This window comes from Pseudomonas koreensis (assembly GCF_024169245.1).
In the GTDB taxonomy this organism is placed as follows: Bacteria; Pseudomonadota; Gammaproteobacteria; order Pseudomonadales; family Pseudomonadaceae; genus Aquipseudomonas; species Aquipseudomonas koreensis_F.
Map to the genome: position 1 here is coordinate 5,329,718 of NZ_JALJWP010000001.1, position 12,929 is coordinate 5,342,646.

The following is a 12,929-nucleotide window of genomic DNA, read 5'->3' on the forward strand; positions in this document are numbered from 1 at the left end:
GAGAAGACTGCTTGCCCATGCCCATTTCATCTCCTCGCCGTCCATTGTTACGCCTGTTTCTGCTTGGCCTGTGCGCCTGCCTGCTGAGCCCATTGGCCAGCGCCGAGCAAGGCAAACGCCTGCGCATCGGCATCACCCTGCATCCGTATTACAGCTATGTCGCCAACATCGTCGGCGACAAGGCCGAAGTGGTGCCACTGATTCCCGCTGGCTTCAACCCGCACGCCTATGAGCCGAGGGCCGAAGACATCAAGCGCATCAGCGGTCTGGACGTGATCGTGCTCAACGGCGTCGGCCATGACGACTTCGCCGACCGGATGATCGCCGCCAGTGAAACACCCAACGTAAAAACCATCGAAGCCAACGAGAACGTGCCGCTGCTGGCGGCCACCGGTGTCGCTGCGCGCGGCGCCGGCAAAGTGGTCAACCCGCACACGTTCCTGTCGATCAGCGCCTCCATCGCCCAGGTCAACAACATCGCCCGCGAACTGGGCAAGATCGACCCGGACAACGCCAAGACCTACACCCAGAACGCCCGTGCTTACGGCAAACGCCTGCGGCAGATGCGCGCCGACGCGTTGGCCAAACTGACCCAGGCACCGAATGCCGAACTGCGCGTAGCCACGGTGCACGCGGCATACGACTATCTGTTGCGCGAATTCGGTCTGGAAGTCACAGCCGTGGTCGAGCCCGCTCACGGCATCGAGCCAAGTCCAAGTCAGCTGAAAAAGACCATCGATCAATTGCGCGAACTCGACGTGAAAGTAATCTTCTCGGAGATGGATTTCCCGTCCAGCTACGTCGACACCATCCAGCGCGAATCCGGGGTGAAGCTGTACCCGCTGTCGCACATTTCCTACGGCGAATACACCGCCGACAAGTACGAAAAGGAAATGACCGGCAACCTCAACACCGTGGTTCGGGCGATTCAGGAGTCGGGGGCATGACGTCGAAAGAAACCCTGATCGCCCATCACGCTGAACCCCCTGTGGGAGCGAGCTTGCTCGCGAAGGCGCCGGATCAGGCAACATCTTTGTTGAATGACACTCCGTTTTCGCGAGCAAGCTCGCTCCCACGGGGGAGAAATGGGCCGGCGCTGGAGTTTGCGGAAGTCAGCCTGACGCTCGGGCGCACGACGATTCTCGACAAGGTCAGCTTCCAGGTGCAGCCCGGCAGCGTGCATGCGCTGGTCGGCCCCAACGGCGGTGGCAAGAGCTCGCTGATCAAGACGCTGCTCGGGCAGATGCCGCATCAGGGCCAGCTCAGCCTGCACTGGCCCGGCGAGCCCGGCACCATTGGGTATGTTCCGCAGGCGCTGGAGTTCGATCGCGGGTTGCCGATGACCGTCGACGATTTCATGGCCGCCATGTGTCAGCGCCGTCCGGCCTTTCTCGGCTTGAGCAAGCATTACGCCGGCGCCATCGGCGAGGCGCTGGCACGGGTCGGCATGCAGGACAAGCGCAAGCGGCGCATGGGCGCGCTGTCCGGTGGTGAGCGTCAGCGGGTATTGCTCGCGCAGGGCTTGATCCCGGCGCCGCAATTGCTGGTGCTCGACGAGCCGATGTCGGCCCTCGATGAGGCCGGGATTCAGGTGTTCGAACGTCTGCTCACTGACTGGCGCGCGGTGGGCATCACCGTGCTGTGGATCGAGCATGATCTGGAAGCGGTGGGTCGGCTGGCCGATCGGGTCACCGGTCTCAACCGCCGCGTGCTGTTCGATGCCACACCGCAAAAGGCACTGACTCCGGAGCGTCTGCTGACGCTGTTTTCCACCCATCCACGGAGCGCGGTCTGATGAGTTACGAAGCCTTTCGTTTGATGGTCCAGGGTTGGGCATCTTCGGGTTATCTACCGGAAGCGCTGGCCTACGGATTTGTGGTCAATGCGCTGCTCGCCGGTCTGCTGATCGGCCCGGTGCTCGGTGGGCTCGGCACGCTGGTGGTGGTCAAGCGCTTCGCGTTCTTCTCTGAAGCGGTCGGCCATGCCGCACTGACCGGGGTGGCCATCGGCATTCTGCTCGGCGAACCCTACACCGGCCCGTACGGCAGCCTGTTCGGTTATTGCCTGCTGTTCGGCATCCTGCTCAATTACCTGCGCAACCGTACCGGGCTGGCACCGGATACGCTGATCGGCGTGTTTCTCTCGGTGTCGCTGGCACTGGGCGCGAGCCTGCTGCTGATCCTTGCCGGCAAGATCAACGTGCACATTCTGGAAAACGTGCTGTTCGGTTCGGTACTGACGGTCAACGGCAATGATCTGGCAGTGCTGGCGATCGTCGGGTCGCTGGTCATGGCCCTCGCCCTGCCGCTGTACAACCGCATCATGCTCGCCAGTTTCAATCCGCAACTGGCGGCGGTGCGTGGCGTAGCGGTCAAGACCTTGGATTACCTGTTCGTGATCCTGGTGACCTTGATCACCGTCGCCGCGGTGAAAGTCATCGGTGCGATTCTGGTCGGTGCCTTGCTGGTGATTCCGGCGGCGGCGGCGCGCTTGCTCAGCCAGTCGCTCAAAGGGTTTTTCTGGTGTTCGGTGCTGATCGCAACCGTCAGCACGCTGTGCGGGATTCTTGCGCCGATCGTGTTCGACCTGCCGATTCCATCCGGCGCCGCGATCATTCTGGTCGCCGGCATCGCTTTCGCCCTCGCCGCCATCGCGCGCGGTGTTGTCCCCAGCCTGAAAGGGAACCTTGGATAAATGGCTTTTTCATTGCGAAACCTGACTCTGGCCATGGCGCTGTGTGGCGTGGTCTGCACGCCGTTGATGGCTGCTGAAAGTGCAAAACCCTTGCGCGTTCTGGCCTCGTTGCCGATTACCGTCGGCCTCGGCGAAGCGCTGCTCAAAGGCACCGACGTCAAGCTCGAGCGCGCAGCTCCGGCCAACCTGCCCGGCAGCCGCCAGACTGCTTATTTCACCGGCCGAGGCGCTCCGGCCCTGAGCAAACTGGCCACCGACGCGGACGCGGTGATCGGTCTGCGTTCGCTGTGGGCCGATGATCCGCTGTACCCGATCGCTCGGCGCAGCAACATCCGTATCGTCGAAGTCGACGCTGCCCGCCCGGTCGACGGCGCCCTGCCCGGCATCGCTGTGCAGCCGGGCGTGCAGGTTGATGGCCTGAACAGTCAGCCATGGCTGGCGAGCAACAACATGGGGCGCATGGCGGATGTGATGGCGGCGGACCTGGTGCGCCTGGCACCGAGCGCCAAGCCTGCGATCGAAGCCAATCTGGCGGCGTTGAAACAGCGTCTGCTGAAACTCAGCGCGGACACCGAAGCGCGTCTGGCCGAGGCGGACAATCTGAGTGTGATGAGCCTGAGCGATCACTTCGGCTATCTGATTGGCAGCCTCAACCTCGAACTGGCCGGACAGGATGCGCGTCCTGATGCCGAGTGGACGCCTGAAGCACTGAAGAAGCTGACAGCAACGCTCAAGGACAACGACGTAGCGGTGGTGCTGCACCATCGCCAGCCAGCGGAGCCGGTGAAAGCGGCAATTGCCGAATCCGGCAGCCGACTGGTGGTGTTGAGTACTGATGCGGCGGATCCGCTGGCGGAGCTGGAGGGGAATATGGATCTGTTGCTCAAGGGGCTGAGCGGAGCGTAATTTCAGGCACGACCGCGTTATCGTTCTTCGCGAGCAGGCTCGCTCCCACATTGGCAATGCGTTCGCTGTGGGAGCGAGCCTGCTCGCGAAGAGGCCAGCACTGACAGCGCCACTCTCCAGACATGAAAAAACCCGCTGACCATCACTGGTCCAGCGGGTTTTTTCTGCCCGGTCACTTATTGCGCCGCGACTTGTGCATCCATCTTCTGGCGCAGGCTCAACGGGCGCATGTCGGTCCAGACTTCTTCGATGTAGGCCAGGCATTCCTTTTTCAGGCCGCTCTTGCCTACGGTGCGCCAGCCTTCCGGTACGGCTTTGTAATCGGGCCAGATCGAGTATTGCTCTTCGTGGTTGACCACGACCTGAAAGAGGATGTCCTCGCGGTCGAATACTGACGTCATGCTGGTTCTCCATCGTTGTAAGGTCGGCTGCAAAAAAGGATGCAGCCGGGGTATGTAGAAAGAACGTTCGCCGCGCGGAAAAATTTACAGCGCGGCGGTGGCAGCGGCCAATGCGCGACCGAAGATCTCGGCCACCCGATCGATTTCCGCTGCGGTGATCACCAGCGGCGGCAGGAAGCGCACCACTGCGCCATGGCGGCCGCCCAGCTCCAGAATCAGGCCACGCTTGAGGCATTCACGCTGAACCAGCGGCGCCAGACGGGCAAATGCCGGCGGATGACCGAGCGCATCAGGTGCGCCGCTCGGGTCGACCAGTTCGACGCCGAGCATCAGGCCGCGCCCGCGGATGTCGCCCAACTGCGGGAAGTCGCGTTGCAGAATGCGCAGATGCTCGCTGAGTCGATCGCCCATGGCGGCGGCGTGTTCGCAGACCTTGTGCTCTACCAGATAGCGCATCACCGCTGAACCTGCGGCCATGGCCATCTGATTGCCGCGGAACGTGCCGGCATGGGCGCCCGGTTGCCAGGTGTCGAGCCAGTCGCGGTAAACCACCACCGCCAAGGGCAGGCTGCCGCCGATGGCTTTGGACAACACCACCACATCCGGAACCATGCCCGCATGTTCAAAGGCAAACATCTTGCCGGTACGGGCGAAACCGCTCTGGATCTCATCGACAATCAGCGCCACACCGGCCTGCTCGGTGATCCGGCGCAAGCCGCGCAACCACTCGATATCAGCGGGTATCACCCCGCCTTCGCCCTGCACCGCCTCGACAATCACCGCTGCCGGCAACTGCACGCCAGCCTCGGGATCGTTCAGCAGATTTTCCAGATAGCTCAGATTGGCGTTGACGCCCGCCGTGCCGCCGAGGCCGAACGGGCAACGGTAGTCGTAGGGGAACGGCATGAATTGCACGCCATTGCTGAGCAAGGCACCCAGTGGTTTTTTTGGCCCCAGGCTGCCCATCAGGCTCAACGCGCCCTGACTCATGCCGTGATAACCGCCGGAAAATGACAGCACGGTGCTGCGCCCGGTGGCGGTGCGGACCAGTTTCAGTGCTGCCTCCACGGCGTCTGTGCCGGTCGGGCCGCAGAACTGGATTTTCGCCTGCGCCGCCAGTTCCGTCGGCAGCAAGCCGAACAGATCCTGAACGAATTGATCTTTGACCGGCGTGGTCAGGTCGAGGGTGTGCAGCGGCAACTCATCGGCCAGCACATGCTGGATTGCCTCGATCACTACCGGGTGGTTATGCCCCAGCGCGAGCGTGCCGGCCCCGGCCAGGCAGTCGATGAATGTGCGCCCCTCGACATCCTCGACATACAGGCCCTTGGCACGCTTGAGCGCCAGCGGAATGCGCCGCGGATAGCTGCGCGCATTGGATTCCTGCCGACTCTGGCGCGCCAGTAACGGTGATTCGTGGAATTCGTATAACGTCTCCGCTGGCGCCGAGGCGACCCGGGCCGACGATTCTTCGATAAGGCTGGTGGCGACTGACATCTCTCGACCCCTCAATTCGCTATGGATAGTGACCAAAACAGCACACCGACAGGTGCGCGTTCCGGTCGCGGGGCGCACTTGCAGGTTTTCCTGTTCTGGAAACGCTTCAGCGCGGTGCGGATTTACACCCTTGATCGAGTTGTAAGGCTGGTGAGGCCAACGGTTTGTGCAGCGGCACGGTCTGCAAGCCATTGGAGATGGCAGTTGGCGCGGCTTGTTGATACCCCAGATGCCGATAGAACGCCTCGGCGGTGTGGGTGCTATTGAGATGAACACTCTGTACACCGCGAACCCGCAACCAGCCCTCGAGATCCTGCATCAGCGCCCGGCCAACGCCGCGACGAAAGGATTCCGGCTGCACGTAGCACAGGGGAATGTCGCCGCAGGCCTGGGCCATGCCGACACCGACCGGTTTCTCTTCAAACAAAGCGACACAGAGGTAAAAGTGCGGGTCGGCGAGCCGCCTACTGATGAAATCGACGCAGGACTGGCTGACCCAGTCGCTGACAATCGACGAATTGTTGCGGTGATCGAGTGCACATCCGACGCGGACCGAACGCTCGATAATGCGGCTGATGATGCCAGCGTCGGCCAATCGGGCCGGACGAATGCAGATGGGTGCTTCCATGGCGCAGTTCCCTCAATCCATTGAGTCAAAGCTGCGTTGACCTTAGCCCCGGCGCTGCCGGATAGCGAATGTCGAGAAGTTACATTTCATGTGCCCGAACACAGCGCCCCGTAGGAGCCGCCGAAGGCTGCGATCTTTTGATTTTGTTTCAAGATAAAGGTCAAGATCAAAAGATCGCAGCCTTCGACAGCTCCTACACAGGGTTATTGTGCGGCTTGCAACGGCATGGTCAGTTCGACCCGCAAGCCATCCGGGCGGCTGTCGAAATGCAGGGCACAATCACAGCGCTGAACGATTGCCTGAACAATCGCCAGACCCAAACCGCAACCGGTGCTCTGACCGTTGCGCCAGAAGCGTTGAGTCAGATACTGCAAGTCATCCGGCGCAATGCCCGGACCATGGTCGCGCACGACAAAACGCACGCGATTGCCGATGTTTTCCAGATTGACCTCGACCGCGCAATCTTCAGGCGTATGGCGCAGGGCGTTGTCGAGCAGGTTGCGCAGTGCAGCAATTGCCAGCGCCGCGGGCATTTGCAATGGTGCGGCGGACAAATCGGCCGGCACATGCAGTTTGATCCGCAGCCGTTCACCGCCGGTGGCGTCCTGGATCGCCAGTCTGGCCACTTGCTCGGCGCTGCATTGCGAGCCGTCATCGAACGACAGACTGCCTTCGACCCGCGCCAGCAACAGCAACTGTTCAAGGGTGCGGTGCAGGCGATCGGCACCCTCCTCGGCCCGGGCCAGCGATTGATCGCGGGCAGTGCCGTCGGTCATGCGCGCGACTTGCAGGTGGGTCTTGATCGCCGTCAGCGGACTGCGCAGTTCATGCGCGGCATCGCCGGTCAGGCGGCGCTCACGTTCGATGGTCTTGCCGATGCGCTGGAACAACTGATTCTGGGTTTCCAGCAACGGCTTCAGTTCGCTGGGAAACGCCTGCAATTGCAAAGGCTCAAGAGAGTCGGCATTACGCCGCATCAGCGCTTCGCGCAGACGATTGAGCGGCGCCAGACCCTGGCCGATACCCAGCCACAAGAGGCACAGGCAGCCAAGCAACGCCACACCCACCGGCACCGAAGCGGCGAGCAGAATCGACATGTTCAAGGCTTCGCGCTCGATCTGCCGGTCTGCCGTAGTGATGCGCACATCGCCGCGGGCGAGGGTGAAACTGCGCCACGGTGCGCCGTCGATCATCTGATCGTGAAAGCCCATTTTCTCCGCTTCCAGCGCTTGTTCGGGATTGTTGTGGCTACGGGCAAGAATTTCCCCGCGCAAAGAGCTGACCTGACAGGCCATGCCGCCGGGGATATTCAGTTGTTCGGCGCTGAAGTGGGTGCCTTCGCCTTTGCTCGGCAGCGTCGGCAATTGCTCGAGCAAGCCGGCGACCATGCGCGCCGAAGCGACCAGACGCTGGTCGAGGGAAAACATCATCTGATTGCGCAGATCGCTGAGCATCCACGCCGCCGCCAGTGCCCAGATCAGCGCGAAGGCGGCGCCGAGCGTCAGGCTCAGGCGCAGGCGCAGACTCATCACTTGCGCTGCTCTCCGCCATCGGCAGGCCCGAGGCGATAGCCCAGACCGCGCACGGTCTCGACAATGCCTTTGCCGAGCTTGCTGCGCAGATGATGGATATGCACGTTCAGTGCGTTGCTTTCCAGTTCATCGTTGAAACCGTAGACGCTGTCCTTCAGTTGCTCGGTGGACAGCACCCGGCCACGATTGTGTAGCAGCGCCTGCAGCAGCGACTGCTCGCGGCGCGACAAGTCCACCGGTTGTCCGGCCAGGCGGGTTTCCCGGCTGCTCGGGTCGTAGGTGAGCGCGCCGTGCTCGATCAGATTGACACTGCGCCCGGCCACTCGGCGCAACAAGGTTTGCAGGCGGGCGAACAGTTCGCGCAGGTCGAATGGCTTGAGCAGGTAATCGTCGGCGCCGGCCTGCAAACCGTCGACGCGATCCGTCACAGAATCGCGAGCGGTGAGAATCAGCACCGGAATCTCCAGGCCGCTCTGGCGCAATTGCTGGAGCAACTTGAGGCCATCTTCGTCGGGCAGGCCAAGATCGAGCACCATCACGTCGAACTCGGCGACCTTGAGCATCGCCCGCGCCTTCGACGCGGCGTTGACGTGCTCGACGGTCAGGCCCTGAGCCGTGAGCCCGGCAACGATGCCGCTGGCGATCAGCTCATCGTCTTCGCAAACCAGTACGTGCATGGTGAATCCCAAAGGAAAAAAGCGGATTAGGCGGTTGGCCGATTAAGCTGACATTATGGCGCCGAACGTCACTGCGACAAGGGCATCGCGGTTAATCATCGGTTAATCGCCGCTGCCCATTGTGCACCTCAATTGCACAGGGACAAGGCTCCTCCATGCGTCATTTTTTTCTTCTGTTTGCTTTACTGATTTCCGGCCTGGCCCAGGCCGGAAACAATCCGTTCGAGTCCAAGCCGGACTTTTTACCCGTCGACCAGGCATTCGTACTCACCTCAGAGCGTCTGGAGTCGGGGGAAACCCAGCTGTTCTGGCAGATCACCGACGGCTACTACCTGTATCAGAAACGCTTGAAATTCGACGGACTGGCCGCCGATCAGCAGCCGGTGTTGCCTGAAGGCGAATCCCATAGCGACGAGTTCTTCGGCGAGCAGCCGGTATACCGCCAAGGCCTGGAAATAAAAATCCCGGCTGCGGCCAGCGGGCAGATCAAAGTCAGTTATCAGGGCTGCGCCGATGCCGGCCTGTGCTATCCACCGCAAACCCGGGTAATCGATCTGGGCGGCAAAGCCGCAGCGACAACTGGCGGGGAAGCGCCCGATCAGGCCTTGGCCAGCAGCTTGCAACAACGGGCGCTGGGCTGGAGCCTGTTGGTGTTCTTCGGCCTCGGCCTGCTGTTGGCGTTTACCCCGTGCTCACTGCCAATGCTGCCGATTCTGGCCGGGATGATTGTCGGCAGTGGCGCCACCCCTCGGCGCGGCTTGGCCTTGGCCAGCAGCTATGTGATCTGCATGGCGCTGGTGTACGCAGCGATGGGCGTTATCGCCGCGCTGCTCGGTGCGAACCTGCAGGCGTGGTTGCAGAATCCCTGGCTGCTCGGTGCGTTTGCGGCGATTTTCGTGGTGCTGGCATTGCCGATGTTCGGCTTCTTCGAGCTGCAGCTGCCGGTGGCGCTGCGTGATCGACTTGAACACGCTTCACGCAGCCGCAGCGGCGGCAGTCTGATCGGCGCCGGCGTGCTGGGCGCATTGTCCGGTCTGCTGGTCGGGCCGTGCATGACCGCGCCACTGGCCGGTGCGCTGCTGTACATCGCGCAAAGCGGTAATGCGCTGCACGGCGGTCTGATTCTGTTTGCGCTGGGCATCGGCATCGGTGTGCCGCTGTTGCTACTGGTCACCGTGGGCAACCGATTCCTGCCGAAACCCGGGGCGTGGATGAATCTGCTCAAAGGCATATTCGGCTTCCTCTTTCTCGCAACCGCATTGTTGATGCTGCGTCCGGTACTGGACCCGTCATTGTGGCTGGGCCTGTGTGGCGCGCTGCTGCTGATTGCGGCTTACAGCGCCTGGAAACAGTCAGAAGGTTTTGGCCGCGTCGCGCAGATGTTTGGCGCTCTGTCCCTGTTGCTCGGTTTGTGGGGCAGCTTGTTGGTAATCGGTGCGGCTGGCGGCAGTGATGATCCGTACCAGCCATTGCAGGTCTACAGCGCCGGCCCTGTCGCCAGCGCAGCGCCGACGGGCCACGATGCCTTCAGCACAATTAAGGAACCGGAGGCCCTGCAACGCGAACTCGACGCGGCCAAGGCCCAGGGTCAGTGGGTGTTGCTCGATTACTACGCCGACTGGTGTGTGTCGTGCAAGGTCATGGAGAAAAAGGTGTTCGGTGAGGCCAAAGTCATGCAGGCCCTGAACGATGTGCGCCTGTTGCGTCTGGATGTGACTGCTGACAATGCCGCCAGCCGCGAGCTGCTCAGTCGCTATAAAGTGCCGGGGCCGCCGACTTTCATCTGGATCGGCGCTGACGGTGAAGAACGCCGCAGCCAGCGCATCACCGGTGAGGTGGATGCCGACGCGTTCCTGCAACGCTGGTCCACTACCCGAGACGCCAACTGATGCTGACGTTCACCCTCGGCACCTTCGCCATCGCGCTCAATCACCTGCTGCTGATCAGTGCTCTGGCACTGGCGACGTTTGTCGGCTGGCGAGTGGCCAAGCGCGGCGGCGATAACCCCGAGTCGGCGCTGTTCAGCCTGTTTTTGCTGGGCATGCTCGCGGCGCGCATTGCCTTTGTCGCGCTGTACTGGTCGCATTACCGCACCGACCCGTGGCAGATCATCGATCTGCGCGACGGTGGATTCCTCGCCTGGCCCGGGGTGATCGTGCTGCTGCTGGCGGCGTTGTATCGCGGCTGGCGTCGTCCCGGTTTACGCCGACCGTTGGGCTTTGGTGTGGTCAGTGGCGTGGCGTTCTGGCTGCTCGCCACCCTCTCGCTGAACATCTACGAACAGGGTACACGGCTGCCGGACATTTCCCTGCGCAATGCCGCTGGGCAAACCATCAAGCTCAGTGACTATCAGGGCGGGCCATTGGTGATCAACCTTTGGGCGACCTGGTGCCCACCGTGCCGGCGGGAAATGCCGGTGCTGGAAAATGCTCAGCAACAGCGCCCGGATCTGACATTCCTGTTCGTCAATCAGGCCGAAAGCATGCAAAGCGTGGCCACGTTCCTGGAAACCCAGGGCCTGAGCCTGACCAACGTGCTGTTCGACCGCAGCGGCCGTCTCGGTCAGGCCGTGGGTTCCATGGCGCTACCGACTACGCTGTTCTATAGCCCGGACGGTCGCTTGCTGACCAGTCACCTCGGTGAACTGTCGAACGCCAGCCTCGCCCGCGCCCTGGAAACCTTCGACACTTCACCTTCAAGCCCGAATCAGGCCGTTGCCCCGGCCAACTCTGCAAGGAAACTGCCATGCCCCGCCTCCGCCACCTGCTGACGCTGACCCTGGGCACTGCCCTGCTGCACTTGCCGTCGGTGCAGGCTGCTGAAGAACTGCCCGCGGCGATCAAGAAGATCGAAGCCAAGGGCGCGAAAATCGTCGGCCAGTTCGACGCCCCCGATGGCCTGCGCGGGTACGCCGCGCAATACCAGAATCGCGGCATGGCGCTGTACCTGACCCCGGACGGCAAACACGTCGTGGTGGGCAATCTGTACGACGCCGACGGCAAGGACCTGAGCAGCGAACCACTGCAAAAACTGGTGTACGCGCCAATGTCCAAGGAAGTCTGGGCCAAGTTCGAGGCGAGCAACTGGATTCAGGACGGCAACAAGGATGCGCCGCGCACGGTGTACCTGTTCAGCGATCCGAACTGCCCGTACTGCAACATGTTCTGGGAACAGGCGCGGCCATGGGTCAAGGCCGGCAAAGTGCAGCTGCGCCACATCATGGTCGGCATCATTCGTGAAGACAGCCCGGGCAAATCCGCCGCGCTACTGGCGGCGAAAGACCCGGCCAAAGCCCTGGAAGATCACGAAAAGGCTGGCAAGGGCAGCGCGCTGAAGGCTCTCAAAGACATTCCGGTCGCCGTGCAGAGCAAACTCGCGGCGAACATGCAGTTGATGGAAGACCTGGAACTGCAGGCCACCCCGGCGATTTTCTACCTGGACGACAAAGGCGAACTGCAACAACAGCAAGGCGCGCCTTCGCCGGACAAGCTGGTGAAGATTCTCGGGCCCAAGTAGTTTTTTCATCGTCTGAACCGGCCCCAATCGCGAGCAGGCTCACTCCTACAGTTGACTGCATTCCTTCAGCAAGAATGCGGTCCCTGTAGGAGTGAGCCTGCTCGCGATTGAAGATCACACGGTGTGTCTGTTGCACTCGCTCAAGAAGCCGAGCAGCGCTTCGGTGACAAACGCGGAATTTTCCAGATTGGAGATATGCCCGGCCTCCGGCACCAGCACACACGGGCAGCCAATCAATTCAGCCATTTCCCGGGCCTCCGACGGTGGTCGCGGTTTGTCCTGATCGCCGCACAGCACCAACGTGGTCGCTGCGTTGAGTTCGCCCAGACGTGGCAACAGGTCGTCGCGGCCAAAGGTGATGCGCCCCATCGGTACGATGCTTTCGCGCAAGCGCTCGGGCGAATAACTCTGCAGTTTTGCGCGGAAGTCCTGATACAGCGCCGACTGCGGGTCGATGCCCGGGCGGAAGAAGATCGGCACGACAATGTCCAGCAGTTGCTCGGAGATGGTGCCGGTGTCTTCGATCTGCTTGAACAGCGAGAAGTAATACTGCCGGGTCGGTTCCGGCTCGACGCCGACGTAAGTGTCCATCAGCACCAGACCGTTGAGACGTTGCGGCGCGGACAGTGCCAGGCGCGTGCCCCACATGCCGCCGACCGATAGCCCGACGAGGGTGACGCGGTCGATGTCCAGATGATCGAGCAGGGCCTGCGCCTGACGGGCGATGTCGTCCAGCGATGTGGTGCCTTCAGGTAACTTGCCGGACTCGCCATGCCCCCACAGATCCAGGGCAATGACGCGATAGTGCGGGGTCAGCGCGGCGATCTGCGGCGCCCACATCGCTTGATCCCAGAGATAACTGCCAGCGAGCAACACGGCCGGGCCGGTGCCTTGATCAATGTAGTGCAGTGCTTGTCCGTCAACCGTGAAAAAGGGCATCGACCACCTCCGGGAGAAAAAACAGAACCGGCAGACTGAGCTGCCGGTTGTGGATCGTCAAGGGTGGAAATGGTGCGTTTTGTGTTGATGCCACTGACGCCTTCGCGAGCAAGCTCGCTCCCACATGGTCCTGCTTACA

The 12,929-nt window shown here is 62.0% G+C and carries 13 protein-coding genes; 7 read left to right on the forward strand and 6 right to left on the reverse strand.

The genetic code is table 11. The annotated features are described in order from the left end of the window. Positions 1 to 17 precede the first annotated feature (17 nt). Genes J2Y90_RS23605 through J2Y90_RS23620 form a run of 4 tightly spaced genes read left to right on the forward strand, consistent with a single transcriptional unit; the run spans position 18 to position 3,600 of the window. The gene (locus J2Y90_RS23605) at positions 18 to 947 is read left to right on the forward strand and encodes a metal ABC transporter substrate-binding protein (protein ID WP_186567932.1); all 930 of its coding nucleotides are present in this window, start codon (positions 18 to 20) and stop codon (positions 945 to 947) included. Further along, on the forward strand, positions 944 to 1,795 hold the full coding sequence (locus J2Y90_RS23610; protein WP_253503913.1) for a metal ABC transporter ATP-binding protein: 852 nt from the start codon (positions 944 to 946) through the stop codon (positions 1,793 to 1,795). Before J2Y90_RS23605 ends, J2Y90_RS23610 begins: the two co-directional genes overlap by 4 nt. Continuing rightward, on the forward strand, positions 1,795 to 2,694 hold the full coding sequence (locus tag J2Y90_RS23615; RefSeq protein WP_007917717.1) for a metal ABC transporter permease: 900 nt from the start codon (positions 1,795 to 1,797) through the stop codon (positions 2,692 to 2,694). The genes J2Y90_RS23610 and J2Y90_RS23615 overlap by 1 nt, the downstream gene beginning before the upstream one ends. Further along, positions 2,695 to 3,600, forward strand: a complete 906-nt coding sequence (locus J2Y90_RS23620; protein WP_253503916.1) for a metal ABC transporter substrate-binding protein — start codon at positions 2,695 to 2,697, stop codon at positions 3,598 to 3,600. Between the two features lie 176 nt (positions 3,601 to 3,776). Here J2Y90_RS23620 and J2Y90_RS23625 read toward each other — a convergent pair whose 3' ends face one another. From J2Y90_RS23625 to J2Y90_RS23645, 5 genes are all read right to left on the reverse strand, one after another. Beyond that, positions 3,777 to 4,001 carry an MbtH family protein gene (locus tag J2Y90_RS23625; RefSeq protein ID WP_041478467.1) on the reverse strand — a complete coding sequence of 75 codons (225 nt, stop codon included), beginning with the start codon at positions 3,999 to 4,001 and terminating at the stop codon, positions 3,777 to 3,779. 84 nt (positions 4,002 to 4,085) lie between these two features. Beyond that, positions 4,086 to 5,498 (reverse strand): aspartate aminotransferase family protein, encoded by a 1,413-nt coding sequence (locus tag J2Y90_RS23630; protein WP_253503920.1) that lies wholly within the window; start codon positions 5,496 to 5,498, stop codon positions 4,086 to 4,088. A 106-nt stretch (positions 5,499 to 5,604) separates the two neighbouring features. Continuing rightward, on the reverse strand, positions 5,605 to 6,126 hold the full coding sequence (locus J2Y90_RS23635) for a GNAT family N-acetyltransferase (RefSeq protein WP_253503923.1): 522 nt from the start codon (positions 6,124 to 6,126) through the stop codon (positions 5,605 to 5,607). A gap of 203 nt (positions 6,127 to 6,329) precedes the next feature. Then, the gene (locus J2Y90_RS23640; protein ID WP_253503926.1) at positions 6,330 to 7,655 is read right to left on the reverse strand and encodes an ATP-binding protein; all 1,326 of its coding nucleotides are present in this window, start codon (positions 7,653 to 7,655) and stop codon (positions 6,330 to 6,332) included. Next, on the reverse strand, positions 7,655 to 8,335 hold the full coding sequence (locus J2Y90_RS23645; protein ID WP_253503929.1) for a response regulator: 681 nt from the start codon (positions 8,333 to 8,335) through the stop codon (positions 7,655 to 7,657). Before J2Y90_RS23645 ends, J2Y90_RS23640 begins: the two co-directional genes overlap by 1 nt. 155 nt (positions 8,336 to 8,490) lie before the next feature. Between J2Y90_RS23645 and dsbD the strand changes: the two genes are divergently transcribed. The 3 genes from dsbD to dsbG are packed head-to-tail and all read left to right on the forward strand — an operon-like array spanning position 8,491 to position 11,851. Further along, positions 8,491 to 10,224 carry a protein-disulfide reductase DsbD gene (dsbD, locus tag J2Y90_RS23650; protein ID WP_253503931.1) on the forward strand — a complete coding sequence of 578 codons (1,734 nt, stop codon included), beginning with the start codon at positions 8,491 to 8,493 and terminating at the stop codon, positions 10,222 to 10,224. Next, a complete protein-coding gene (locus J2Y90_RS23655) occupies positions 10,224 to 11,105 on the forward strand; it encodes a TlpA disulfide reductase family protein (protein WP_253503934.1) in 882 nt (293 codons plus the stop codon). The genes dsbD and J2Y90_RS23655 overlap by 1 nt, the downstream gene beginning before the upstream one ends. Next, positions 11,081 to 11,851 carry a thiol:disulfide interchange protein DsbG gene (gene dsbG / locus J2Y90_RS23660; protein ID WP_064361570.1) on the forward strand — a complete coding sequence of 257 codons (771 nt, stop codon included), beginning with the start codon at positions 11,081 to 11,083 and terminating at the stop codon, positions 11,849 to 11,851. The genes J2Y90_RS23655 and dsbG overlap by 25 nt, the downstream gene beginning before the upstream one ends. Positions 11,852 to 11,965: 114 nt before the next feature. On the opposite strand, the gene J2Y90_RS23665 is transcribed toward dsbG, so the two are convergent. Then, positions 11,966 to 12,790 carry an alpha/beta fold hydrolase gene (locus J2Y90_RS23665; protein WP_253503937.1) on the reverse strand — a complete coding sequence of 275 codons (825 nt, stop codon included), beginning with the start codon at positions 12,788 to 12,790 and terminating at the stop codon, positions 11,966 to 11,968. Positions 12,791 to 12,929 lie beyond the last annotated feature (139 nt).